This is a genomic window from Chryseobacterium nakagawai (assembly GCF_900637665.1).
Classification (GTDB): domain Bacteria; phylum Bacteroidota; class Bacteroidia; order Flavobacteriales; family Weeksellaceae; genus Chryseobacterium; species Chryseobacterium nakagawai.
This window is the reverse complement of record NZ_LR134386.1, coordinates 3,677,917-3,704,353: the sequence shown is the minus strand read 5'-3', so window position 1 is coordinate 3,704,353 and position 26,437 is coordinate 3,677,917. Positions and strand designations below refer to the sequence as shown.

The window sequence follows — 26,437 nt, the reverse complement described above, 5'->3', positions numbered from 1 at the left end:
CTATTTAATCAATAAGTTTATATTTTTGTATCATTACAATTAGAAAAAACAAAACGATAACCAATGAACGAAGACCATTCTTCTGGCCCCCAAAAAGAAATCAAAAGAATAGACGCAAATTACATTTCGCACGAGATACAACACCTCTTACATTTTGATAAAGGCTTTCCTTTTACTTTTAAAGAAGTTTTAATACGTCCGGGAAAAGCTGTAAGAGAATATCTTAAAGAAAACCGTGAAAAATATGTGAAACCAATCGTATTTTTGGTTTTCGCGGCAGTTCTTTATACTTTTATTATTCATTTATTGCATATTGAAGTGCTCATATTTAATATAAAAGGATTTGAGGAAACCAAGCAATGGGAACATAATATAAATACCGAAGTTATCAATAACTGGATAGATTCTCATCTTGGATATTCTGCCTTAATCATTGGATTTTTTATGGCTTTATGGACAAAAATTTTCTTTTACAGAAAAGGGTATAATTTATTTGAAATATTTGTATTACTAGCTTATCTTTTTGGAGTATTTTTTATTTCACTTTTATTCTTTTTATTGTTGTCAAAGCTTACAGGAGTGTTGATTATCACCCAAATTGGTGTGTTTTTGCTTCAGATTTACTTTGTATGTGCAATAGGTCAGTTTTTTGGAGAAAAGGTCTTTTTAAATTACGTTAAAAGTTTAATTTGTTTATTTTTAGGAGTTGTTACCTACAAATACACTTTGATTTTATTGGCTTATTTGATACATCTTTTTAAGTGAAATATATTTTCATAGGAAAGCTACAACATTTTAGGAATCATAATATATCATTAAAAATGAATTTGAATACCTCAAATAACAATACAAGAAAAATGATCATCATTCATGGTGATCATTTTTCATCTTTAGACGGTTTTTACGAAGAAGCTTCCAATGTTTTAATGAAAGATACAGATTGGAAAGTAGGAACATTAGATGGCTTTGATGACATTCTTTATGGCGGTTTCGGGATCTTTGGAAACAAGGATGAGGTTGAAATCCTCTGGAAGGAATCACAAAAATCAAGAGACGATTTAGGTTTAAAAGCTACTCAGGAGTTTTACGAAAACAAAATCAGGCAGGGAAAACCTTTTAACATAGAACTGATTCAGCAAAGATTAGATGATCTGAATGAAGGAAAAGAAAAAACATTGTTTGAAATCCTGGTAGAGATCATTGAATCACACTCCAATATTAGGTTAACTTTGGATTGATGAGTAATGGGTAATAGGTGGGAAAATATTAAAGGTAAGCTTCATCAAAGATGAGTTGAGGATATAGCTTATAAAAATAGCTTGAGCTATCTTCTTTAACTTTTCTTAATCGCTTAAAAAATCTTAATGGTTCAAAATCTTTTTAATCCAATTCTGTATTAAAAAATCTCTCACAGATAAGGTTGATTCAGTAGATTTTATTTTACTTTGAAAAATATTTTAAAACTCTAATCCATATAACATGTGATGGATTACAATCAATAAACAAAAGAATTAATTGAATGAAGAAAATTGTTTACGGTCTGTTCTTTGGGGATAGCATAACCTATGGAGAATATGACGGCGTTTTTGGAGGTTGGGTAGATATTTTAAAGAGGTATGCACTACAACGTTTCCATGAGGGAAATGGTGATGAGCTAATTTTGTTCAATTTAGGGATTGGTGGCGAAACAACAGAAGGCTTGTTGAAACGAATGCCGGTAGAGCTGGAAGCAAGAAATTCAGCCGATGGAAACTTAATTTTCATAAGCTATGGAGCGAATGACCTTGCTGTAAAAGAAGGAATACAGGTCGTGAATCCTGAAAAATTTAAAAATAATATCATCACAGCTGTTCAGCATGCCCAACAGTTTTCTAATGACATTTATCTGGTAAGCATTCTTCCTATATCTAAAAATATAGATGGAGTAGTGGTGAGTTCAGGAAAACTAAGATCAAATAAAGAAGTGATCGTTTATAACCAGATTCTTAAAGATATTGCAGCAGATCACTCTTTAAGATATATTGATTTTTATAACGGAGTATTGGACGATAAAGAAGTTCTTTTCTCCGCAGATGGAGTTCATCCTAATGAGAAAGGCTATGGAATAATGGCCGAAATTGCCATTCCAATCATTGAAAAGTATTTATAATGCCTTATTTATTTTCTTACGGAACCTTACAGAAAGAACAGGTTCAGCTCGAAACATTCGGACGGATTTTACAGGGTGAAAAAGATGTTTTATCCGGATACAAACTGAATATGCTCGAAATTACAGACCCGGAAGTTCTAAGAAAGAGCGGGGAGAAATTTCATCCTGTTTTGGAATTCTCAGGAAATACTGATGATAAAATAGAAGGAATGCTGTTTGAAGTGACAGACACAGAAATTCTTCAAGCAGATGAATATGAAGTAGACGACTACAAGAGAATTGAAGCCGTTTTTAAATTCGGAAACAAAGGATTTATCTACCTTGCAGCATCTTCTGAAGAATAAAATACAGCTTCTTTTTATAGATGACTTCAAAAATATGAACTATAAGCATAATACATATCAATAGAAACAGGCTTTAGCCTGTTTTGTATTTAAAAACAAATCCATTGGCTTTAGCCAAAACATAAAAAAATTGCCTGATCTACAAATCTGCGAGCATTTTAAAAATAAAAATCAATTTATTTGTTACCCTCAGCAGTAAATTATCATTAATTTTAAAAATCCCTGCTGACAAACAGTTGTCACGACGCCTTTTTATCTTTGTCATACAACAAAAAAATAAAAAATGAATAACGTAAAAATGGAACCTTTCAAGGTGATAGGAATCGCAGTAAGAACAACCAACGAGAATGAACAGGCGGCAAAGGATATTCCGGTATTATGGGAAAAATTGATGCAGGAAAATATATTGGAAAAGATTCCTAATAAAATAGACAATACCATTTATTCAATCTATACAGAGTACGAAAAAGATCATACAAAACCGTATACTACACTGTTAGGATGCAAAGTTGAAAACCTTGATCATATTCCCGAAGGTATGATTGGAAAATCTTTTGAGGGTGGCAATTATGTGAAGTTTACGGCAAAGGGCAATCTTGCAGAAGGTTTAGTCATCAATGAATGGTTTAAAATATGGAATATGGATCTGGATAGAATGTTTACCGCTGATTTTGAAATATATGGAGAAAAAGCGCAGAATCCAGCTGATGCAGAAATAGATATTTTGATTGCTGTGGAATAAAACTCAAAAGACTAAGATACCTGCCTTTATAAACATTTAAATGGAAGACATGACACACCCCTCCTTCGGAAGGATGTTAAATCAAAGATTTGACGGGGTAGTTAAAAAAATACTTCCAATATACCAGAACCCCAATAATCACAGAAGCGATAGCTATGAGTACAACTGCACCGGCTGCTATGTCCTTGATAAATCCGATTCTTTTGTCAAAATCAGGTTGAATGATATCACATATCTTTTCGATGGCTGTGTTGAAAATTTCAGCGCTTAAAACAGCTACAGATGCCATAATAATTAAAGCTGCGTCAATGTAAGTAAGCTTTAAATAAAAAATAAGGAAGAGATTAACAAAGAAGGCAAGAAGCTCAATCTGAAAATTTCTTTCTGTTTTAATCATGATAAAAACACCCCGGAAAGCATTCAGAAAACTTTTATAGAGAGGAGGCTTCTGCATGTTTTTTTACTTTATTTCAACAAAGATAGCTTTTGTATTTTGATTGTTGCCACTAATCTGTTATATTTGGATTATTAAGATTAAAATATATTCAGTGGTCAATATTTTGATATAAAAATATACCGCTATGGAAACCAGAACGTAATATCGGGTCTGAAACCCCATTGACGATCTTTGTTAAAAACTCGTCGGGAATATTCTTTTCTTTGTTGTATGTATTTATTATATTTGTAGAAACTTATTTTATAAATCTATGAAATTTATTATTTCAAGTGGTGAACTGCAGAAGGCGTTGCAAACTGTAAGTGGTGTAATATCAAGCTCTCAATCGAGACCGATTTTAGAAAACTATCTTTTTGAATTAGACGGAAATAATGTTACCATTACAGCATCTGACGGCGAGACAACTCTTGTAACTTCTCTGGAAGTAAAGTCTGATGACTCAGGTAAATTTGCTGTTCCTGCTAAAATTTTTCAGGATTTTATCAAGACATATGGAGAACAGCCTTTAACATTTGTTGTAAAGGACAATGCGGAAGGAACTGGAAGCCAGCTTGAGATTTTAGATGAAAAAGATAATTTCGCAGTAGCATTAGATAACGCTGATGACTATCCCGAATTGCCAGAATTCGACGCTTCTCAAAGCGTGGTAATGCCGGCAGGAGTATTGTCTGAAGCCTTAACCAATACATTATTTGCCACCAGTAACGATTCACTTCGCCCAGTAATGACAGGAGTATTATTCCAGTTTACAGAAAACGAAACCAATTTCGTTTCTACAGACTCTCACAGGCTTGTTGTTTATAAAAGAGCAGACCTGATGAATGCTGAACCAATGGAGTTTATCATGCCTAAAAAACCTTTGAATATTTTCAAAAATATTCTGGCAAGTTCCAATGAAGACGTGAAAATCGACTTCAATGAGAATATGGCTAAATTTACTTTTGGTAAGCACATATGGATCTGTAGACTGATTGATGGTAAATATCCAAACTATACAGCGGTAATTCCTAAAGAAAACCCGAATGTATTGACCATAAACAGAAACCTTTTATTAGGAGCTATCAAGAGAGCATCTATCATGTCTAATAAATCTACCAATCAGGTAAGATTCAAGCTTTCAGGAAATATTCTTCACCTTCATGCAGAAGATACTGAATATGCAAACAAAGCAGATATGCAGATTCCTTGTGATTACAACGGAGAAGATATCAACATCGGATTCAGCTCTAAATTTTTAACTGAAATGTTGACAATCCTCGGATCTGATGATATTACAATGAAAATGTCTCAGCCTAACAGACCAGGAATTATTGAGCCCCTTGATGGTCTTGAAGAAAACGAAAATATCTTAATGTTATCAATGCCGGTAATCGGGTTATAAGATTAAAATAACAAATAGTAAAAGCTGGAGTGATCCGGCTTTTTTTGTTTTCAGGAAATATTTTCAAACCTTACCCCCAAGCTTAATTAGGATCAACTTGTTGATTCCATCTTGGTTCTCTGAAATCTACAGAACTATGGTAAAAAACTTTGCGTTAAAAACCACCTCACAACCACACATATTATTACATTTTCAGAAAAAATAACGTTATTTGTGTAGGATTACAACTCTCATTATGGATGTGAAAATACAATCTTACTCTTCTTCGGATTTTCTTTCAGAATTTACTACTGAAAATTATACTGTGATGATATGGAACGGAGAAGGGATATTTTCTGTGGATGAAATCAATTACCCTTATAATGGTTATCATATTCTGTTTCTTTCTCCTTATCAAAAGTTGAAACTGATTTCGAATACCGATGAAAACATTCAAATGCTGTTTTTTCATGGTGATTTTTACTGTATAGAATACCATAAAGAAGAAGTAGCATGTAATGGACTTCTTTTCAATAATATCTATTTGAATCCCAGTATAGAACTTTCAAAAGATAATTATGAATATATCTTAGAGCTTTTTAATCATATTAAAAAAGAAGAATCTGAGAAACACCAATTTTCACAATCTATTATTAAAACTTATATCCAGTTGATTCTTGCTATTGGCAGTAAGCAAAAAAGCGGGATTGAAAATAGCTCAGTAGTCAACGAAAAGTTACCCAATAAGTATGCTGCGGAATTTCAGAAATTGCTCGAAGGTAACTTTAAAAATGAAAAAGAGCTTTCATTTTATAGTGATAAACTCAACATTACGAACAATACCTTAAGTAAGGTTGTCAAAAAAGAATTTGGCAAGACCCCTAGTCAGCTGATGAATGAGAGAATTATTCTTGAATCTAAAAAACTGCTTCATTTAACGTATCGCTCCATAAAAGAGATTGCCTCAGAATTAGGATTTGATGATGAATTCTATTTCAGTAGGTATTTCAAAAAAACAGTGGGCTGTTCTCCAAAACAATACCGGGAAAAAGTGGGCATTTCTATAGTGGCAAAAATGTCCATGTAATGTCCTGAAATATCTATGGTTAGGCTGTAAGCATGTGAATACCTTTGTTTAAAAAGTAAATCATATGCAAAACAGTAGTTTATACAACCGTTTATTAAAGTTGGATGCGTATTTCTTCAACTTTCTGAGAATATCAATATTTATTGTCATGGCCTGGATTGGTGGGCTTAAAGCCTTTCAATATGAAGCTGACGGAATAGTACCTTTTGTTGCTAATAGCCCTTTCATGAGCTTCTTCTACAAAAGTGCAGGAAACAAAGTACTAAATGAAGATAAAAAGCTTGTTTCGGAATATACTTTATATAAAAATCCGGAAGGAAAAGTGGTAAAGAAAAATATTGACTGGCATACACAAAACGGTACCTATACTTTTTCTTACGGATTGGGTACGATGATTGTCATCATAGGAATTGGGGTTTTACTGGGAATTTGGTTTCCTAAAATCGGAGCAGTAGGAGGAGCTTTGACGTTTTTGATGTCACTGGTTACTTTATCTTTTCTGGTGACTACTCTTGAAGTATATGTTCCTAATCTTGGAGGTGATTACCCGACCCCTCAATACGGATTTCCTTACCTCTCGGGAGCGGGGCGCCTCGTTATAAAAGACATCATTATGATGGCTGGCGGATTGGTTTTGTTTTCCGATAGTTTAAAGAAAGTTTTAAAGCCGTTAGCGTAAGGATTTTAAATTGCTTACTAAAATTGTAGGAAATGCAGAGTATAGATTGATTTATTCAGTCTTCCGATGAAAAATAAATGAAAATTAATTCTCTTAAAATCACTCTTAAATTTCTGTATTTCTCAAAAAAACACGACATTTGTACCGCGAAAAACCGACTCAATAACGGGACGGAATTTCAAATAAAAGTTTCAAAAATAGTACAGATGGAACCTCATGTTTCGTTTGACGAATTAAACAAGTAGATAGATAAGCAAATGAAAATATCAAACAACTGGCTGAAAGACTTTGTAAAAACGGAATTGAAAACTGAAAGAATCGGTGAATTCCTTACAGACATAGGTCTTGAGGTTGAAGGGATAGATAAATTCGAAAGTGTAAAAGGCAGTCTGGAAGGCATTGTTGTAGGTAAAGTGTTAACCTGCGAAAAACATCCGAATGCTGATAAACTGAAGAAGACAACAGTAGACGTTGGAAACGGAAAAATATTGAATATTGTTTGCGGAGCTCCTAACGTAGAAGCAGGGCAAACAGTTCCTGTAGCCGTTGTTGGAACGAAGATCTATGATAAGACCGGAAACTTTTTTGAAATTAAAGAAGCGAAAATTAGAGGTGAGGTTTCCCAAGGGATGATCTGTGCAGAAGATGAACTTGGCTTAAGCGAAGATCACGGAGGAATCATGGTTTTGGATGAAACCAAATATGAAGTAGGTAAAAACTTTGCAGACTATTTTGAATTAACGAATGATGAAGTTCTTGAAATTGGGTTAACACCCAACAGAACAGATGCTATGTCGCATTATGGTGTTGCAAGAGATCTTCATGCGTTTCTTTCTACAAACCAGCAGAAGTCTCAATTTAATAAAGTAGCTTCAGAAGTCTTAAATAACGAAGGATCTCACGATTTCAAGCTAGAAATCGAAGATGCAGAACTTTCTCCAAGATATATCGGTGCGGTAATTGAAGATGTAAAAGTTGCAGAATCTCCCAACTGGTTAAAAGACAGATTAAAGGCCATCGGACTAAGCCCGATCAATAATATTGTAGATATTACCAACTATATTCTTCACGGGTACGGACAGCCGCTTCACGCATTTGATGCAGATAAAATTGCAGATAAAAAAGTGAAAGTAGGAGTGGTAAAACCGGGAACAAAATTCACTACCCTTGATGGAGTAGAAAGAACACTGAACGGTACTGAGATCATGATTAAAGATGGTCAGGATACTCCAATGTGTATTGCCGGGGTTTTTGGTGGTGAAAATTCAGGTGTATCTGAAACGACAAAAACAGTTTTCCTTGAAAGTGCTTACTTCAATCCAATTGCGGTAAGAAAAGGAGCAAAACTTCACAGTTTAAATACGGATGCTTCTTTCAGATTTGAAAGAGGGGTAGATCCAAATCTTACAAGAACAGCTATTACGCACGCTATCAAAATGATTCAGGAAATTGCTGAAGGTAAATTGGTAGGGGAGCTTTTAGAAGAATATCCTAAGAAAATAGAAGATAACTATGTGATCATAAGGTTCTCTAAGATTGAACAGATTTTAGGAACAAAAATTCACAGAGAGAAAGTAAAAGAGATCCTGAAGGCATTGGAAATCCAGGTTTTAAATGAAATTCCTAACGGCTTTGAAATCTCTGTTCCTGCTTACAGAGCAGACGTAACAAGAGAAATCGACGTTATTGAAGAGATTTTAAGAATCTATGGATATAATAAAATTGATGCTCCTCAGAAGATTTCATTTACACCGGTTAAGCTAAGTGCAAACGATCAGGATGAATTGGAAAACAGCTGGGCAAGATCTTTACAAAGTCTTGGTTTCAATGAGGTAATGAACAACTCATTAACTTCAGTAAAAGACGAAACAGATGCTGTAAAACTATTAAACCCTCTAAGTGGTGATCTTGCATTCATGAGAAAATCTTTATTAGAAGGGCTTCTTCAGAATACGGTTTATAATATCAACCGAAAGAATGCAGACATCAAATTCTTTGAATTAGGAAAAATCTACCACAAAAGAGAGAAATACGAAGAAAGAAAACAATTAGCCATTATTGTTTCGGGAAGAGATGTAGCTGAAAACTGGTTACAGCCTAAATCTGCAGTAAGCTTCTACAATCTTAAAGCATATGTAAACGTTTTATTGGAAAGATTAGGAGTAAACTATAAAGAAGTTGCTTTATCTGATGATAGATTTTCTGATGCATTAGCTTATGAAGCAGAAGGTAAAGTCTTGGTAAGAATCGGAAAAGTAGCTCCGGCATTGTTGAAGGATTTTGATATTGATCAGGATTGCTTCTATGCTGAAATTGAACTTGAATGGGCTCAGGAATTACGTTCTAAAAATGAATTGAAATTTAAAGATATTCCGAAATTCAATAAGATCAGAAGAGACTTAGCGTTATTGATTGATAAGACTGTTAATTATCAGGAGCTATACCAGACAGCGAAGAAAAACAAATCCCCATTCATTAAAGGGATTAACTTATTTGACGTATATGAAGGGAAAAATCTTCCTGAAGGTAAGAAGTCTTACGCTATGAGCTTTGAGTTGTTAAATGAAGAAAAAACACTGGAAGAAAAGGAAATCACTGAAGTAATGGATTCTCTAATTAAATCTTTCCAGAAAGAATTCAATGCAGAATTGAGATCTTAATTTTAAAAGATTACAGAAATATATAGAAACGGACTTTTTAAAGTCCGTTTTTTTTGTTTTTAAATTATTCTAGGGATTAAATAGACTATGAAATAATATTCTAAGTGTCTATGTAGTTTAAAAAAAATAACCATGCAGTAGAGGTATATATTATTTTAGTTGTGCATTCGTGGCCATTATAAAAGCATATATTAGCAGTAGATAAAATCCTGGTGCTTTAAAGAACATTCAGACTACACATCACCTTGCGCCTTAGTATTTTCCAATCTATCAAATAAACATTCCAACGTTGAGATGGCTTCGTTTTGCTCTATGATGAAGTAAAAAATTTCAACTGTTAAAGAATAATAAAATTGATAGTGGCCCGTTTAAATAAGATAAAATCCGTAAATTTGGGTTAATTCAAAAAGTAAAAAATGAAAAATCTTTTTTTAAGTATATGTACAGCAGCAGTATTGGCATCATGTGGAAGCATGACAAGTCCATCTGCTTCTAAAGTAGGAAAAGCTCAGCCGGCTCTTGCCAATACAAAATGGACACTGGCCGATAACGTAAAAGGTAAAATTCCAACATTAAATATTGAAGGAGAAAAGATCAACGGAAATGCTGGTTGTAATAACTATTTTGGAACAGCTACGATAGATCCTTCTACAGGAGGTTTTTCAGCAGGCCAGATGGGGTCTACCAAAATGATGTGTAACAATATCGGAGTAGAGCAAAACTTTATGGATATGATGGGGAAAGCTAACAAATATGTAATCTCAGGAAATGTACTGGAGCTTTATAAAGACAATCTTTTATTATTGAAATTCAATAAATCAGAATAAAAAATAAAAGGAACTCAATTTGAGTTCCTTTTTTATGATTTAGATGTTATTAATCTTCCTCTTCTTCGTCGTACTTAGCCAACTCTTCATCGCACCATTTGAATGCTGATTCTACCACTTTCGTAGCTTCGTCTGCCATAGTTTCTTCATCGTCTCCTTCAAGATCATCTAACCACTCAACTTCCTCTTCCTCAACATTTAGGATAAATCTTGGATATTCTGTGTGGACTACGAATAGATCTTCTGGAAATTCCGAATTATCTGCTAATAAAAACTTTGGTAATTTCATTTTTTTAATGTTTTAACTTTCTCAAAGATAATAAAATTATTGATATTTATTCTTGTCGATCTTAACTTTTTGTAAAACTTTATAACGTGTTAATGTTGTTTTTTTTAGAGTATCCAGAGGCTTAAATGTAACGGTTAATTGGGGGTTTACAGTGCTGATGAGTTCTGCTAATTGTACTTTCTCCAAATCTTTTTCTTCAATAATAAAAAACTTCAGCGGAACTTTATCTAAATTTTCAGATTTTAAAAATTTAGTAATCGCTTTTCTGTTTTCAAGATAATTCCCTTTTGAAAGCCATGTGAAGAGCATTCCGGACATTAAACTTAAAATACCAATAACATACACTTTAGTATGGAAGACTTCAAACAGTTTTTTAAAATAAACCAACCAGAGAGGAAAGCTAAAGGGAGCTAGTAATCTATAATCCATAGGGTTTATAGAATAGAAATACTGTATAAAATAAGAACAGACAATTCCTAAAATTCCTATGAAAATACAAAAGAACTCAGGATCTGAAAGCTTTTGCTTAATAAAAAGGAATGCCATGAAAAGAATATTTAATACACCAATTCCGTAAATTCCATAATTGATAATACCACCGGCAGGATTGGCCATATGAATAAACGGATTAAAAGTAGTACTCAATCCCTGGAATAATTCTACCAATAATTCAGGAGTCGTGTGAAGGCCTATTTCCAAAAAATCCTGTACATAGTCTTTATTAAAATAATCAATGAATAAAAACTTATACAATACAATGAAAATCATTCCTATAGCTGCCGAAATGATGAAAGAAAGCCCATACTTTCTTTTCCAGAAGATAAGTCCATACAAGCCTGTTCCACCAATGATAAAGAGTGCACTATATCTTATATTATACAGTATAATCAAAGAGAGGGAAAGGTAAAAAATCGCTTTCCAGCCTTCTATTTTTCTATCAATAATAAGGGCTGAAGTGTACAGAAAAAGGAATACGAAAGGTAAAATAAGTGCTTCACTCATCGTAAAAGCAAAAATGGAAAGAATGCTGAATAAGCTGCATACCACAATTGACTCCCTGAAATAAAATTTCTTTTGCCAAGCGAATAAAATAATAAACAGACAGCCAAGAATACCGATTAGTTTACTGCTCCAAAACTCATCCAATCCAAAGTAGGTAAAGAATTTTATGGCTGAAGGATAGCCCAGAGGAGTTGTAGTATTATCAATGACAGGCAGTCCATGAGCAAATCTCATATAGCGGATAGAATCCGGATTTACTCTTCCTTTTTCATTGAGTAAAAAACGAAAAATGGTCATCACTATAGTAATGATGACCAATAATATTTGAATATTTTTCTCTTTAATTTTCATCAAAGCTGTAGTTATTTAGTATAAGTAGAGGTTGAGAACCCAAATTTATAACTTATAACGCACAACTCATAATTTGAATAATTATTTTAAAAACATTTTTGAAACTTTTTCAGCTTTTTTACTTTCAGAGTAATCGTAGAAGCCTTCTCCTGATTTTACTCCTAGTTTTCCTGCTGTTACCATGTTTACCAATAATGGGTTCGGGGCGTATTTAGGATTTTTGAATCCGTCATACATTACGTTTAGAATCGCAAGACATACATCAAGACCAATGAAATCTGCCAATTGAAGTGGTCCCATTGGGTGAGCCATCCCTAATTTCATTACCGTGTCAATTTCCTCTACACCAGCTACACCGTTATAAAGTGTTTCAATAGATTCATTAATCATTGGCATTAAGATTCTATTGGCTACGAAACCTGGATAGTCATTCACTTCTACAGGAACCTTTCCTAATGATTTGCTCATTTCATAAATAGCATCAAAAGTCTCTTTAGAAGTAGAATATCCTTTGATGATTTCAACCAGCTTCATGATAGGAACCGGGTTCATAAAGTGCATTCCGATTACTTTATCTGCTCTTTTTGTAGCAGCAGCAATTTTCGTGATAGAAATAGAAGATGTATTAGTCGCAAGGATACAACCTGCAGGAGCCGATTCATCCATCTGACCGAAGATCTTTAATTTAAGATCAAGGTTTTCAGTAGCAGCTTCTACAATAAGGTCAGCAGCTCCCACAGCATCATTAAGAGCGGTGAAAGTAGTGATGTTTCCCAACGTTTCAGCTTTTTGCTCTTCAGTAAGGTTTCCCTTTGCAATGATTCTGTCAAGATTCGTAGTAATGGTTTTCAGTCCTCTGTCTAAAGCTTCCTGAGATACATCTACAAGATTTACTTTAAAACCGCTTTGTGCGAAAGTATGTGCAATACCATTTCCCATGGTTCCTGCTCCGATAACTACAATGTTTTTGATCATTTTTTCCTTTATTTTTTATAGATAGTTAAGTTTTTTGCATTCATGAGATCCTCCTGATGAGCGATATCTGTGGAATCAAAATTTATATTTCCGATGTTTTCCGACTTTTTGTTATTATTCTGATTAGAAACAGAAGCCGTAAGTCCACGTATGAGTCGTTTTTTCTGGTTGAGGGTTAGAAAATCAGTGCCTACATACAGTTCAAATTCACCTTCTCTGCCCAATCCTTTTTGTATCAGGATCTCCAGACTTCTAATCTGATTCTTCCTTTTAAATTCTTTCAGGTAACTGATGACCGGTTTTTCAGAAGCCGTACCACAGCATACACTTGTATAGCCGATCTTTAAATAGTTTTGATTCTTCTGTGAGAAGAAGAATGTGGAGCAAAATAAAGCCGCTGCTAATAGTCCTTTTTTCATAATGATGAAGTCAAAGAATCAATCTGATTCTCTGCGCTAAAATTAAGCTTAATATTTTATTTATTAAAATTATCCCACACTGCTTTGGAAATATCCGAGATGATCTTACAGTTTTCAGCTTCTGACTCCTTAGAATTGCTTACATATACTGCAATGGCATAATGCTTTCCGTTGGGAAGAGTGATGATACCCATATCATTTTCTGCAATGGTGAGAAAGTTATCTTTTTTGCCTGAAGATCCTGTTTTATGGGCTATGGGAGTTCCTTTAGGTAGTTGTTCAATAATTTTATTGGTCCCGGTTTTGGTTCCCAGCATGATTTTCATCAAATAGTCAGTAGATTTTTTCGAAAGCAACTTTCCGTCGTAGAACTTTTTCAAAAGCTGTACGGTAGAATTGGCTGTAGTATAATTTTCAAATAAAGAGTCCCAACCGTTGATAGCCATCCCACGTTCAGTATATTTGATCTGGAAGTCTTTTACGCCTTTAGAATTCATAAACTTCTGCACAGCCTGAGTACCACCTACAAGTTCTATCAGGATATCACAAAGATTGTTATCACTTAATGCTACCGTATAGTAGATAATCTCACTTAAAGTAGCTTCTGTATTTCCTTCAGGATGCTTCTCCTTGTAAGGAGACCAAGTATTATACAGTTCAGATTTTTTAATGAAAATCTTTTGATCCAGTGAAAGTTTTCCTTTATCCACAAGATCAAGGGCAGCACAGGCCACATGAAACTTAAAAACACTCATCATAGCAAGCTTTTTCTCACCGTTTTGGCTGTATTTAAATTGATTTTCAAATCCTAAAACAGAAACGCCTACCGTAGCTTGCTTACTCTTTGTAATTGCACTTATTCTTTGTTCCAAAGATGATTTTTGTGCTGACGCAAACGCAGATATTAAAAGGAAAATTGCGGCTATTTTTTTCATAATAACAGATTAAAAAGAAATCCCTTTTAGCATCTAAAAGGGATCTGCAATTTAAGGTAATTATTGCTATTTTACTTCAAAATAATTCAGATTTACGCCCTCATTTTCAAATACGATTCTGAATTTATTTTCTCCTTTCTGAAATGGGATACTCTTTGTAGAAACGGTAGTCCAGTTTTCATTTTTGCCTGTAGAAGGCAGTGCGACGCTTGTCAATATTTTTCCTGAAGCATCCTCAACCCTTACTTTGGAAGGATTAATACTAGAGTATCTGATCTCGAAGGTATAATTTTTATTCACCTTGGAATTGACTGTATACTGTAACCATTCTCCGGTTTCTGTTTTTCCTACATAATACTGATTGGTTATTTTATCCTGACATGAATAGAGGTCAACACCATCATTTCTCATTTGCTGACCATAGTTCCATTCTGATCTTTTTGCAGGATCACTTACCCAGAGATTAATAAAATCCTTATCCAGGTAAGCCGAACCTATTCTTCCCAGGTCATAGTCTGATGCAAATATTCTTCCGGGAACCTGGTGGTTCTTAAACGGTTTTGTAGAATCATCCGAAACTTGTCTGAACATCGCATCTATAACGTCATTTTTAACTTCTACATTGCTGAATTCGTAGTTTTCAGCGATTTGCATCAACGTTTTTTGAGCATATTCTTTTGATGGTTTTTCACCTCCATTCTTCCAATAGTTCAAGAGCTTTTCATATTCAGGAGTTGTTTTTACATTCGTAATTCCGGCGATATTATCAATCTTTTTCATAGGCCAGAAAGCGTATCCAATATTGTGTTTATCCAGCAATTGAATTAGTTCCGTGAACCATACATTCGAATTTTCACCGGTTTCTCCAAGCCAGATTGGCATATTATGTTTTTCTCTTAAATCCAGTGCAAACTGAATGGTTTTGTCATCATTGTAATTCCAGTATTTATGAAAGCTAAAAGCCATGTTGTTGTCCCAAATCGGGATTAATCCGTTGTAGTTATTGCCCCAGCCATTTCCTTCAATAAAGATAATATGTTTTTGGTCAACTTCACGAATAGCATCGGTAATGTCTTTCTGTAATTTCCAAAGAGGAGCATTTGACATTTCGTCTGTTCCGTTTGGATTTTTTCCTGTGAAATTGATGTTAGGCTCATTGATAATATCATATCCGCCAATCCAAGGTTCGTTTTTGTATCGCTCTGCCAGTTTTTTCCATAGTGCAACTGTTTTTCTTTGATTTTCTTCACTATCCCAAAGAGATGGTTTAGCCTTATCATTATCAGAGATATTGGCATCATTTCCTTGTCCGCCAGGGGCAGCATGAAGATCAAGAATCAGGTAAATTTTGTTGTCTTTACACCATTGAAGAAGATCATCGGTCATTTTAAAACCCTCTTCCAGCCAAGTATCCTTGCCTTTTATTGCTTCTTTTTCTATAGGAAGGGTATAGAGATTATAATGCATTGGAAGCCTGATGGAATTGAAACCGGCTTTTGCTAAAAAATCAATATCCTGCTTCGTAATTCCATTCTTTAAATAAGCCTTATAAAACTCCTGCATACCATCTTCACCAATCAGTTCAGCTATTTTTTCCTTAATTTTATACTGAGGGCCAGCAAAATCAGCTGTTTTCAGCATATAGCCTTCCTGTAGCATCCAACCTCCTAAACCGAGGCCTCTCAACTGGATGTTTTCACCTTTATCATTAACGATTTTCTGTCCTGAAGTCTTTAATAATTGAGATGTCCCAAATTGAGACAATAATAAGGCGGATAATAGGATGGATCTTTTCATAGTTGTTTTGATTTTAAATAATGAGGGGATTAGATTTTAATTATAAGAAAATGGTAGCATCATAATAAGAGTCTATATGAAGACCACTTATTCTGGCCGGAATCCATTGGATATGTAAAACAAAATCTTTCAAATATTTTCTGAATTGTTTTTCAAATATATTATTTTTTTTGTTTTGAAACTGGCTTTCTGATAATAAATCAGTGATTTTATTTTTTAAATGACATCTGTAATCAATAAAAAATGCTATCTCATAACCTTTTTTTGATTATTAAGATAGCATTGTAAGTATTACTGTTAATGAAAACAGTATATTTTTATTTCTGACTGATAAGCTTCATAATTTCTAAAGCAACCTTTAAGGCTTCGGTTCCGTCTTCAAGAGAAACTTCTACATTTTTATCACCCGTAATGGCATCAGCAAAAGAATTTAATTCATCAAGAATAGCATTGTTAGGCTGAATATTTGGATATTCAAACAAGATCTGGTTTTTCTCTCCTTCAGCATTTTCAATAATCATGTCAAATGGAGTAGGACTTTCCGGAGCGTCTTTCATTCTGATTACTTCTGCCTTTTTCTCAAGAAAATCTACTGAGATATAAGCGTCTTTCTGGAAGAATCTGCTTTTTCTCATAGCTTTCATTGATATTCTTGAGGTGGTAAGGTTGGCAACGCATCCGTTTTCAAATTCTATTCTGGCATTCGCTATATCAGGAGTTTTGCTTACTACACACACACCGCTGGCATGGATGTTTTTTACCTTAGATTTTGCGATGCTTAGCAAGATATCAAGGTCATGAATCATAAGATCCAATACCACGGAAACATCGGTACCCCGAGGATTAAATTCGGCCAAACGGTGAATTTCAATAAACATCGGATTGTTGATATATTCCTTGGTTGCTATGAAAGCCGGGTTATATCTTTCCACATGTCCTACCTGTGCTTTAATGCCATTCTCCTGGCATAAACGCAGGATTTCTTCTGCCTGTTCCAGGGTTTGGGTAACAGGTTTTTCAATAAAGAAATGAAGTCCTTTTGCAATTGCTTTTAATGCATAATCATAATGATAGACTGTAGGAGTAACAATGTCCAGCATATCAATCTGCTCAAGCAATTCATCAAAATTTTCAAAATATTTATATCCGAATTCAGCTTCTAATTTTTTCCCGTTTTCAATATCTTTATCGTGGAAGCCTACAAACTCATATCGATCTGACTGATTAAGAAGTTTTAAATGGATCTTTCCCAAGTGTCCGGCACCTACCAAACCTGCTTTTAACATAGCTGTATAAATTTCTGTAAAGATAGTGAATGTACATTATAAAATACATGACTTTTCACTTAGATATCCTCCAAGTAGATGGTAATAAGTACAAATATTATTATTTAAAAGAATTATACTAAATTCGCGCACTATAAAAATTATCAACTATGAAAAAAATATATTTCGTCTTATCTATTATTGGAGTATTGGCCACAGGATGTTCAGGATCAGGAGACAGTATTGCCACTGAAGTACAACCACCAAAGGCTACATGCGAAACTCCAACAAGTTTAAGTTTTAAACCGTTATATAATATTTTTTCATGGAGTAGTAATAGCACTGAGGGAACAGGATTTTTTGAAGTGCAGTATGGGGAACAGGGCTTTGCTTTGGGAAGTGGTACGGTAGCTGAAGTGAGCAATACCTCTTACAGTCTTCCATTATTTAAGGGGAAAAAATATGATTTGTATGTAAGAAGGAACTGTGGAACGGCTAATGGAAAGAGCAATTGGGCAGGACCAATTACCATTCTTTCCGAGAATACTACTGCGTGTGTAAAACCAGGGTATGTAAATTATACAACATCTACTTCTTCCGTCTATGATCCCACTTTTTCAGCGACTGTTTCCTGGGAAAGTGATGGACTTTCCGTGTATGAAGTGTATCTAGGTACGAGTGGTACTCCACCGGCTCCTGGAAATGGCGACCCGGTTCTTCCTGGACACAATGCAGCTTTTGTTAACTTAAATAAGACAATTTCTTATATGTTCTATGTCAGAAAAAGATGTGCGGATAATACCTATACCGATGTCACCTCACAGGTGGTGAAATGGAATTGATATATAATAAAAAAGCTGTCAAATTATTTGACAGCTTTTTTTGTGGATAATTCTTTTGCCCGATTTCTAAAATCTAAAATCTAATTTCTTACTTTTGTCACATGCAGGATTCGTTTGTACATAAAGGAAAAAGAAAGAATTTAGTAGAATATCTCAGATATAGAATTGGGATTTCGGATGAAAATGTACTTTCGGCAATGAATGAAATTCCGAGACACCTTTTCATTGAAAGTATTTTTGAAGACTTTGCCTATGAAGATAGGGCTTTCCCCATCTTGGCGCATCAAACCATTTCTCATCCATCAACGGTAGCAGAACAGTCTGAGCTGTTACAGGTGAAAGCAGGTGAAAAAGTACTGGAAATAGGGACCGGATGTGGGTATCAGACCGCTGTTTTAATCGCAATGAAAGCTCATGTATATACAGTGGAAAGACAGAAGGATCTTTTCGATTTCTCAAAAAATAAATTGAGAGAACTTCATTTGTATCCTAAATTCCAGAGCTTTGGAGACGGATTCGCCGGGCTTCCCACTTTTGCTCCTTTCGATAAAATTATTGTAACCTGTGGAGCCGGAACTTTACCTACGGAATTATTAAAACAATTAAGAGTAGGCGGTATAATGGTAATCCCATTGGGACCAACAGATGAACAGGTGCTATACAGATTCACAAAAGTAGGACCAACAGAGTTTGAAAAAGAAGAATTTGGGGCGTATAAGTTTGTTCCGATGCTGGGGAATACCAATCAATAAAAACTAAGATTAAATTCTGAATTAAAAAAATAATTGTTGAGTCATAAAGCTGGTAGAGGAATGGGTCTCAAACACCAGTTCTTAATGAAATAGAATGCATATAAGTTTTAATTATAAAATTCGTGCAATCGAGGTCAAAAAAAATTGTGAATTTTGAGGAGTAATCTGGAAGATATCGTATTGAAAAAGAAAAAAGTTGTAGTTGATATAATTTAAAGTTTTTTGTGTTTTTTTTAATAAATTTTTGGTTCAGTTCGGAATAGAAATTGGACTTCTTTACAAACAAACCCACTTAAAATCTTATGATTATGGACACAAACAGATTTAAAGCGTCCCATGATTTTAGTAATCTTCAAAAGAACCTGAACAATAATCCCGGATATAGTGTAGAAAGCTATTCCCAGCAGGTAAAAGATTATATTCATGATATGAAAAGCAAGAATCAGGAGGCTACAAAACAGGGATTTATGACTCATGCACAGAAATCAGTAAAAGAAGTTTGGGAAGAAATTCAGGAGATAGCTTCTGAGGCTTGGGAAAAGAATAAGAAGCATTCTGATGAAAAAAATAATATTTAATATTAAAGTTGAATAACCTTACTTTTTGCAAGTGAGGTTTTTTATTTAAATCCAAAAAAGTAATAATGAAAGTCTTTATCAATAAAAGAATTCCTGAGGTCGGAATCAATATGTTGCAGGAAGCAGGATTACAGATTGTATTTCCTGAAAGTGAAAATCTAACTTATGAAGAATGGTTGAAGTATTGTCAGAATACAGATGTTATTTTAAATGTTGGCGGTGATTTTAAATATGACAAAGTATTTTTTGATTCCTGCCCTACTATAAAAGCGATCGCGTTGTATTCTGTGGGATTTGACCATGTGGATGTAAAAGAAGCTAATGTAAGGAATATTCCGATTGGAAATACACCGGATGTGTTGAGCCGAGCGACTTCTGATGTTGCTTTTTTACTAATGCAATCGGTAGCAAGACGGGCAAGTTATAATTTTCAAAAAGTAAAAGAAGGAAACTGGGGTGCTTTTGATCCTTTGCATGCTTTGGGACAGGAACTTTATGGTAAAACACTGGGTGTTTTCGGATTAGGAAGAATTGGTTTTCAAATGGCTGAGAAATGTAAAAAAGCTTTTGATATGGAAATTATTTACAACAATCGTCACCGTAATGAAGAAGCAGAAAGAGAACTTGATGCAACTTATGTTACCTTTGATGAATTGATTAGAAATTCAGACATACTGAGTGTTCATGCCAATTATACTCCTGAGCATAAAGATCTTTTCAATCAGTCTGTATTTGAAAAGATGAATTCTGATGCTATTTTTATCAATACAGCAAGGGGTGGCTTCCATCAGGAACAGGACTTATACCATGCATTAACTGAAGGAAAGATCTGGGGGGCAGGTCTTGATGTAACCAATCCGGAACCTATGTCTGCAGACAATCCTATTTTAGAATTATCTAATGTTTGTGTATTGCCCCATATTGGTTCAGCAACCGTTGAAGCCAGAAACGGAATGGCAAGACTAGCTGCCGGAAATCTTATTGCTTTTTCAAAAGGAGAAGTGATGCCTAATTGTGTGAATCCAGACGTTTATTCCCATCACTCATCATAACTTGGAATTATTTTTGTTCTTACTATAGTAACCCTTAAAAACCTAAATATTATGGCACCAGAAAACAATATAAATGAGCAGAATGAAAGGCTGGAACGCATGGATTATGATCCTAACGAAGATATATTCAAAAGAGAAAAACATATTTCGCTGGATGGAGATGGGAATCCTATATTTGATGAAGATATCGATGACGACAAAATAGATAAAGGCCTTGATATCCCAGGGGCCGAAGATGATGATGAAATGGAAGAAATAGGAGAGGAAGATGAAGAAAACAACTATTGGAGCCTTAGTGATAATGAGGACGATCATGAAGAGGAAAATGATGATGTTCTAACTTAAAATTTATACGTATAATAAATAATAACCTTGCTGAATTTCAGTGAGGTTTTTTGCTGTCTATAAAGTTTGTCTATAAGGGAAAGTTGTTTTTATTTATTATGATTATTTTAGCAAAAACTAATTTAGACGTATCACTATGATAAACATTTACATGAGATTACTGCTGATTGTATTTTGTAATATGATTGTTGCAAACCTTTATTCACAAGATAAATACATTAAAGACCCTAATTTTAATGCGGCATTTCAAACCAATAAACATTTTATTGATGGAAAAGAAGTTATTACAACTTTAACACAACCAGATGGAAAAATTTTAGTGGTTTATAAAAATTATGAATATACTCTTAACGTAGGAGACATTACTAAAATTGTAAGAATAAACCCAGACTTTACCTTAGATACTTCTTATATTGGAGGGAATTTTGATGGGACTGTTAATAGTATTTCATTGCAGAATGACGGTAAAATTGTTGCTGTAGGAAGTTTTACAAAATACAACAATGTAACAGAGAAAAATATGATCAGGCTTAATGGAGATGGCACCAAAGACAATACATTTAATATAGGAACCGGATTTGGATATGAAATGTATGATACAAACAGGTCTGTAAGAAAAGTAATGGTTCTGAATGGAGGAAAGATTTTAGTCTCCGGTAATTTTTTATCATACAATGGTATTAGCACAAAGTATGTAGTAAAACTGAATAGTGACGGATCTCTTGATACGGCGTTTAACTTTCTGCCAACATTTCCTAATGATGTTATAGATTTTGGCCTTCAGCAGAATGGTAAGATCGTAGCCATCAATAAAAACAGAGTTTGGAGGTATAATAGTGACGGATCCCATGATACCTCTTTTTATACTCATGATGACAATACTTTTAGTGGAGATATTAAAACCATTGCTCTGGCAGATGATGATAAAATATATTTAGGAGGAAAATTTAAGCTTTCAGAAAGCCGACAATATATTACCAGATTGAATGCAGATGGAACAATGGATGGGAGCTTTTTACCGAAAAGATTCTATACGATGGCTTATGAAAACGCCGATCATAACGGAGTTTTTGCGTTACTGCCTCAGACGGGTGGAAAAGTTATTGTTGCGGGTAATTTCAGGAAATATGGAGATAATTGGGTAGGAGGAATCATAAGACTCAATAATGATGGAAATATGGATTCCTCATTTTTGGGAAGGATATCATCTATACGGTATGAAAGTTCCGGAGAAGTTATACAGCATTTAAGGGTTGATAATGATGGCGATATTATTGCGGGTGGAAGAATTAAGCTATACAATGAAATTTCAGCCAATAATATCGTTAAGTTTTCTGCTACTGATGGAGAGGTTAATATGTCTTTCCGTAATATTTGTAAAGGTTTTGATAGAGCACCTAATAAAGTAGTAGTACAACCTGACGGTAAAATGCTGGTATCGGGAGAGTTCTCCTCATACAATGGAATTACGCGAGATAAAATCATTCGTTTAAATCCGGATGGGTCTGTTGATGAGAGTTTTAGTGCAGATGCGTATTTATATCTGTCATCAGGAATATATCCTTTTGACATACACCTTCAAACGGATGGTAAAATAGTATTGTTAACAGGAAATGTTATACAAACTTCTTATTTTGGAGCATTTGGTGGAGCAGTGATCAGATTAAATCAGAATGGCTCTTTGGATACCTCATTTTTTAGTCTTGTAGGAAATGATATAGGATTAGATGGCCAGGCTAGACAATTTATTGTGAAGGACGATGGCAAAATTATTGTACCCAATATGTACAAGCATAATACTATACTTTTGCCGAATCAAGGAATTGTAGCGTTGGATACTGATGGTAACTTAGATAATTCTATCGTTTACCAAAAACCTTATTCATCAATATTATGGCTTAAACTTTTACCTGATAATAAAATTCTGCTTTCCGGAAATAATTCAGGAGGTGCAATTCAAAGAGGATTGGGAAGACTTTTGCCAAATGGGCAGATAGATCCTACTTTCGTTATGGCTCCTTCATTTAATAACAATCGTGACTTTTTCCCAACTTCTGATGGTAAGATTTTAGCATTGGAAAGAAATTCATCTGTCCATAAAATTTCCAGATATAATAATGATGGTACCGTAGATGTTTCTTTTGTTCCTCCTACTTATCCAATGGTAGGAACAGAACTGATGTATCAGCCTTTAGAATTTGAAAATAATGGAAAATTCCTGACATCTGTACCTAATGGTTTTGATTCAAGAAGCCTTGTAAGACACAATGCTAACGGAACTTATGATACTACATTTGATATTGGAACAGGATTTACCATTTCACATACAAAATACTATGGCGAAATTGTATCTGAGATCAAAAAACACGGGAATGGATTTGTTGTCGCAGGAGAATTTGATTATTTTGACGGTCAATATACAAAAGGAATTGCGAGACTTATTCCTCAAAGCTTATTAGGGACTAAAGAGACAAAAACAGCAAAGAAAAATTTGATTTATCCTAATCCAACAACGGGTATTATTAATGTAAGAACAGAAGGGTTTAATCAGTATCAAATTATGGATAGCTTAGGAAGGGTGGTTATCAATTCAAAAGAGTTAACCTCCACGATTGATGTTTCTAATCTGCCTAAAGGTGTTTATTATATTCATCTGAATGGAAGTAAAGAGAAATCTGTTGAGAAATTTATTAAAAAATAAAAACGAAGGATACGCTAAGAAATACTATATATAAAATATAAACCTTACTAAATTTCAGTGAGGTTTTTTATTTTTCATCTGAATGATAATCTTATTTTGTAAGAAGAAATTCCCCTCCTCTGGAGGGGTGGATTCAAAAATTATCAAATTTTTGAAGACGGGGTGGTTCCATAATGCGTAATAATAAAATCCTCTAAATCTTTCATAGTCAACACAAGATTATTCCTTACGTCAAAATCAGCAATCCTAAAAACCAATAGACCTAAAGATTCCAGATATTTTTGCCTAATGTCATCATAAACTTCTTTCCCTTCATGGCTTGAACCATCAATTTCTATAATTAATCCTAAAGATTTCACATAAAAATCGACAATATAGTTTCCAATAATTCTTTGTCTGTCGAAATCAATATGATGAAAAGTTCTTGCCCTAACTTTTTTCCAGAAGATAACTTCACCTAGTATTCTGGCTTTACGTTTTTCTTTTAATAATACTTTTAAATAGGGATTATAGGGAAGGTTTTCTACAAAATTTTTATGAATGGGAATTCCATTGATGGAGGTTAGTATTTCTTTCATTTGTGTGTTTTAACCACCCCGTCTTCCAAAATTCTTTGAATTTTGAAATCCACCCCCTCCAGAGGAGGGGAATGTGAGTGCATCTTTTCAAATATAGTATTAAAAATATACTGTTGATTATCTTTTCACAGGGTTGATAATTAATTTTTTTGCTTATTCGTTCTTTCCCACTTTGCTTTTCCCCTCTTTTGTTGCCTATATTTCATAATTTGAATATCTTTAAAACTTCAAACATTGTTTAAACATAGAACTTTAAATAGCAATATGACATTCCAAGAACAGATACAGCAGGGGATTCCTAATCAACTGCCACAACCACAACCATACGAGACCAATATCAACCATGCTCCAAAGCGTAAAGAAATTTTAGGGGAAGAAGAGAAAAAACTGGCATTAAAGAATGCTTTACGTTATTTCGATCCCAAGTTTCATGCAGAATTAATTCCTGAATTTAAGCAGGAGTTGGAGGATTACGGAAGAATTTATATGTATCGTTTCCGTCCGGATTACGAGATGAAAGCGAGATCCATTGAAGATTATCCGGGAAAATCTGAGCAGGCGAAAGCCATTATGCTGATGATTCAGAACAATCTGGATTATGCAGTGGCTCAGCACCCTCATGAATTGATTACTTACGGGGGAAATGGTGCTGTTTTCTCTAACTGGGCACAATATCTGTTGACGATGAAGTATCTCTCTGAAATGACCAATGAGCAGACTTTGGTCATGTATTCAGGACATCCGATGGGATTGTTTCCGTCTCATAAAGATGCACCAAGAGTAGTCGTAACGAACGGGATGATGATCCCGAACTATTCAAAACCGGATGATTGGGAGAAATTCAATGCTCTTGGCGTAACGCAGTACGGGCAAATGACTGCAGGAAGTTATATGTACATCGGCCCACAGGGAATTGTTCACGGAACAACGATTACCGCTTTAAACGCTTTCAGAAAGATCAATAAAGAGCCAAAAGGAGGACTTTTCGTAACTTCAGGATTAGGAGGAATGAGTGGAGCTCAGCCAAAAGCAGGAAATATTGCCGGTTGTGTTACCGTATGTGCAGAAGTAAATCCAAAAATCACCAAAATCCGTCATGATCAGAAATGGGTGAATGAAATTTATGAAGACCTTGATGCATTGGTAAAAAGAGTAAGAGAAGCGCAACAAAATAAAGAAACGGTTTCTTTAGCGTACCTTGGAAACATTGTGGACGTTTGGGAAAAATTTGACAAAGAAGATTTAAGAATTGACATTGGTTCAGACCAGACATCACTTCACAATCCTTGGGCGGGTGGATATTATCCGGTAGGACAAAGTTTTGAAGAATCCAATGCAATGATGGCTGAAGACCCTGAATTATTTAAAGAAAAAGTTCAGGAAACTTTAAGAAGACACGCTGCAGCGATCAATAAACATACAGAAAAAGGAACTTACTTCTTCGATTACGGGAATGCCTTCTTGTTGGAAGCTTCCAGAGCCGGAGCAGATGTAATGGCAGATAATCCAACATTAGGAAGAGAATTTAAATATCCAAGTTATGTTCAGGATATTATGGGACCAATGTGCTTTGACTACGGTTTTGGACCATTCCGTTGGGTATGTGCAAGCGGAAAACCGGAAGATCTACAGAAAACTGATGAAATTGCATGTGCTGTATTAGAAGAAATGATTAAAAACTCTCCTGAAGAGATCCAGCAGCAGATGAAGGATAATATTCAGTGGATCAAAGGAGCACAGGAAAATAAATTGGTAGTAGGATCACAGGCAAGAATCCTGTATGCCGATGCAGAAGGAAGAATGAAGATTGCTGAAGCCTTCAATAAAGCGATTAAAAATGGTGAGATAGGACCGGTTGTATTAGGAAGAGACCATCATGATGTTTCCGGAACAGATTCTCCTTACAGAGAGACTTCCAATATCTACGATGGTTCCAGATTTACGGCAGATATGGCCATTCACAACGTTATTGGTGACAGTTTCCGTGGGGCAACCTGGGTTTCTATCCATAATGGTGGTGGAGTAGGCTGGGGAGAAGTAATCAATGGAGGTTTCGGAATGCTGCTGGATGGCAGTGATGATGCCGACAGAAGACTAAAGTCTATGCTTTTCTGGGACGTGAATAACGGAATCTCAAGAAGAAGCTGGGCAAGAAATGAAGGGGCTATTTTCGCAATTAAAAGAGCGATGGAAGCTGAACCTAACCTAAAGGTAACCCTTCCGAACCTTGTAGACGAAAACTTACTGTAAA

26 protein-coding genes are annotated in these 26,437 nt (G+C 34.6%); 17 read left to right on the top strand and 9 right to left on the bottom strand.

Annotated features, from left to right (window positions below):
* The first annotated feature begins 63 nt into the window (after nt 1–63).
* From EL260_RS16795 to EL260_RS16775, 5 genes are all read left to right on the top strand, one after another.
* A complete protein-coding gene (locus EL260_RS16795) occupies nt 64–765 on the top strand; it encodes a DUF3667 domain-containing protein (protein ID WP_123856454.1) in 702 nt (233 codons plus the stop codon).
* A gap of 56 nt (nt 766–821) precedes the next feature.
* Complete coding sequence (locus EL260_RS16790; protein WP_123856452.1) at nt 822–1,238, top strand: ribonuclease inhibitor; 417 nt, start codon at nt 822–824, stop codon at nt 1,236–1,238.
* 281 nt (nt 1,239–1,519) lie between these two features.
* Entirely contained in the window at nt 1,520–2,149 is a 630-nt protein-coding gene (locus EL260_RS16785; RefSeq protein ID WP_123856450.1) for an SGNH/GDSL hydrolase family protein, read from the top strand.
* On the top strand, nt 2,149–2,493 hold the full coding sequence (locus tag EL260_RS16780) for a gamma-glutamylcyclotransferase family protein (protein ID WP_123856448.1): 345 nt from the start codon (nt 2,149–2,151) through the stop codon (nt 2,491–2,493). Before EL260_RS16785 ends, EL260_RS16780 begins: the two co-directional genes overlap by 1 nt.
* Before the next feature lie 283 nt (nt 2,494–2,776).
* Entirely contained in the window at nt 2,777–3,235 is a 459-nt protein-coding gene (locus tag EL260_RS16775; protein WP_123856446.1) for a GyrI-like domain-containing protein, read from the top strand.
* A 76-nt stretch (nt 3,236–3,311) separates the two neighbouring features.
* On the opposite strand, the gene EL260_RS16770 is transcribed toward EL260_RS16775, so the two are convergent.
* Nucleotides 3,312–3,689: a diacylglycerol kinase family protein gene (locus tag EL260_RS16770; RefSeq protein ID WP_123856444.1), complete on the bottom strand. Its 378-nt coding sequence runs from the start codon at nt 3,687–3,689 to the stop codon at nt 3,312–3,314.
* 253 nt (nt 3,690–3,942) lie between these two features.
* Here EL260_RS16770 and dnaN point away from each other — a divergent pair, with 253 nt between their 5' ends.
* The 5 genes from dnaN to EL260_RS16745 all read left to right on the top strand — a co-directional run bounded on the left by dnaN (nt 3,943) and on the right by EL260_RS16745 (nt 10,305).
* Nucleotides 3,943–5,073 carry a DNA polymerase III subunit beta gene (gene dnaN, locus EL260_RS16765; RefSeq protein WP_123856442.1) on the top strand — a complete coding sequence of 377 codons (1,131 nt, stop codon included), beginning with the start codon at nt 3,943–3,945 and terminating at the stop codon, nt 5,071–5,073.
* Nucleotides 5,074–5,308: 235 nt separating this feature from the next.
* Nucleotides 5,309–6,139, top strand: coding sequence for an AraC family transcriptional regulator (locus tag EL260_RS16760; protein ID WP_123856440.1), 831 nt, complete (start codon nt 5,309–5,311; stop codon nt 6,137–6,139).
* Nucleotides 6,140–6,203: 64 nt separating this feature from the next.
* Nucleotides 6,204–6,818, top strand: coding sequence for a DUF417 family protein (locus EL260_RS16755; RefSeq protein WP_123856439.1), 615 nt, complete (start codon nt 6,204–6,206; stop codon nt 6,816–6,818).
* A 257-nt stretch (nt 6,819–7,075) separates the two neighbouring features.
* Nucleotides 7,076–9,478 (top strand): phenylalanine--tRNA ligase subunit beta, encoded by a 2,403-nt coding sequence (pheT, locus tag EL260_RS16750; protein WP_123856437.1) that lies wholly within the window; start codon nt 7,076–7,078, stop codon nt 9,476–9,478.
* Nucleotides 9,479–9,894: 416 nt separating this feature from the next.
* Nucleotides 9,895–10,305 carry an META domain-containing protein gene (locus EL260_RS16745; protein ID WP_123856435.1) on the top strand — a complete coding sequence of 137 codons (411 nt, stop codon included), beginning with the start codon at nt 9,895–9,897 and terminating at the stop codon, nt 10,303–10,305.
* 49 nt (nt 10,306–10,354) lie between these two features.
* Here the strand turns inward: EL260_RS16745 and EL260_RS16740 are convergent, their stop codons facing one another.
* The 7 genes from EL260_RS16740 to EL260_RS16710 all read right to left on the bottom strand — a co-directional run bounded on the left by EL260_RS16740 (nt 10,355) and on the right by EL260_RS16710 (nt 17,359).
* Complete coding sequence (locus tag EL260_RS16740; protein ID WP_123856434.1) at nt 10,355–10,594, bottom strand: hypothetical protein; 240 nt, start codon at nt 10,592–10,594, stop codon at nt 10,355–10,357.
* Nucleotides 10,595–10,630: 36 nt separating this feature from the next.
* Complete coding sequence (locus tag EL260_RS16735) at nt 10,631–11,947, bottom strand: hypothetical protein (protein WP_123856432.1); 1,317 nt, start codon at nt 11,945–11,947, stop codon at nt 10,631–10,633.
* Between the two features lie 81 nt (nt 11,948–12,028).
* The gene (locus EL260_RS16730) at nt 12,029–12,919 is read right to left on the bottom strand and encodes a 3-hydroxybutyryl-CoA dehydrogenase (protein WP_185145934.1); all 891 of its coding nucleotides are present in this window, start codon (nt 12,917–12,919) and stop codon (nt 12,029–12,031) included.
* A gap of 11 nt (nt 12,920–12,930) precedes the next feature.
* Nucleotides 12,931–13,341, bottom strand: a complete 411-nt coding sequence (locus EL260_RS16725; RefSeq protein WP_123856428.1) for a hypothetical protein — start codon at nt 13,339–13,341, stop codon at nt 12,931–12,933.
* A gap of 56 nt (nt 13,342–13,397) precedes the next feature.
* Nucleotides 13,398–14,276 carry a CGA/CIA family class A beta-lactamase gene (bla-A, locus tag EL260_RS16720; RefSeq protein WP_123856426.1) on the bottom strand — a complete coding sequence of 293 codons (879 nt, stop codon included), beginning with the start codon at nt 14,274–14,276 and terminating at the stop codon, nt 13,398–13,400.
* A gap of 66 nt (nt 14,277–14,342) precedes the next feature.
* Nucleotides 14,343–16,073 carry a cellulase family glycosylhydrolase gene (locus tag EL260_RS16715; protein ID WP_123856424.1) on the bottom strand — a complete coding sequence of 577 codons (1,731 nt, stop codon included), beginning with the start codon at nt 16,071–16,073 and terminating at the stop codon, nt 14,343–14,345.
* A 317-nt stretch (nt 16,074–16,390) separates the two neighbouring features.
* On the bottom strand, nt 16,391–17,359 hold the full coding sequence (locus EL260_RS16710) for a Gfo/Idh/MocA family protein (protein ID WP_123856422.1): 969 nt from the start codon (nt 17,357–17,359) through the stop codon (nt 16,391–16,393).
* 149 nt (nt 17,360–17,508) lie between these two features.
* Between EL260_RS16710 and EL260_RS16705 the strand changes: the two genes are divergently transcribed.
* The 6 genes from EL260_RS16705 (at nt 17,509) to EL260_RS16680 (ending at nt 23,608) form a co-directional block, all read left to right on the top strand.
* Nucleotides 17,509–18,180, top strand: a complete 672-nt coding sequence (locus tag EL260_RS16705; RefSeq protein WP_123856420.1) for a hypothetical protein — start codon at nt 17,509–17,511, stop codon at nt 18,178–18,180.
* 101 nt (nt 18,181–18,281) lie between these two features.
* Nucleotides 18,282–18,932: a protein-L-isoaspartate(D-aspartate) O-methyltransferase gene (locus EL260_RS16700; RefSeq protein ID WP_123856418.1), complete on the top strand. Its 651-nt coding sequence runs from the start codon at nt 18,282–18,284 to the stop codon at nt 18,930–18,932.
* A 308-nt stretch (nt 18,933–19,240) separates the two neighbouring features.
* The gene (locus EL260_RS16695; RefSeq protein WP_123856416.1) at nt 19,241–19,510 is read left to right on the top strand and encodes a prevent-host-death protein; all 270 of its coding nucleotides are present in this window, start codon (nt 19,241–19,243) and stop codon (nt 19,508–19,510) included.
* Between the two features lie 65 nt (nt 19,511–19,575).
* Nucleotides 19,576–20,562: a 2-hydroxyacid dehydrogenase gene (locus EL260_RS16690; RefSeq protein WP_123856414.1), complete on the top strand. Its 987-nt coding sequence runs from the start codon at nt 19,576–19,578 to the stop codon at nt 20,560–20,562.
* 51 nt (nt 20,563–20,613) lie between these two features.
* Nucleotides 20,614–20,907: a hypothetical protein gene (locus tag EL260_RS16685; RefSeq protein ID WP_123856412.1), complete on the top strand. Its 294-nt coding sequence runs from the start codon at nt 20,614–20,616 to the stop codon at nt 20,905–20,907.
* Between the two features lie 151 nt (nt 20,908–21,058).
* Complete coding sequence (locus EL260_RS16680; RefSeq protein WP_167469962.1) at nt 21,059–23,608, top strand: T9SS type A sorting domain-containing protein; 2,550 nt, start codon at nt 21,059–21,061, stop codon at nt 23,606–23,608.
* 143 nt (nt 23,609–23,751) lie between these two features.
* Here the strand turns inward: EL260_RS16680 and EL260_RS16675 are convergent, their stop codons facing one another.
* The gene (locus EL260_RS16675) at nt 23,752–24,186 is read right to left on the bottom strand and encodes an endonuclease domain-containing protein (protein ID WP_123856408.1); all 435 of its coding nucleotides are present in this window, start codon (nt 24,184–24,186) and stop codon (nt 23,752–23,754) included.
* A 264-nt stretch (nt 24,187–24,450) separates the two neighbouring features.
* Between EL260_RS16675 and EL260_RS16670 the strand changes: the two genes are divergently transcribed.
* Nucleotides 24,451–26,436 (top strand): urocanate hydratase, encoded by a 1,986-nt coding sequence (locus EL260_RS16670; RefSeq protein ID WP_123856407.1) that lies wholly within the window; start codon nt 24,451–24,453, stop codon nt 26,434–26,436.
* Nucleotide 26,437 lies beyond the last annotated feature (1 nt).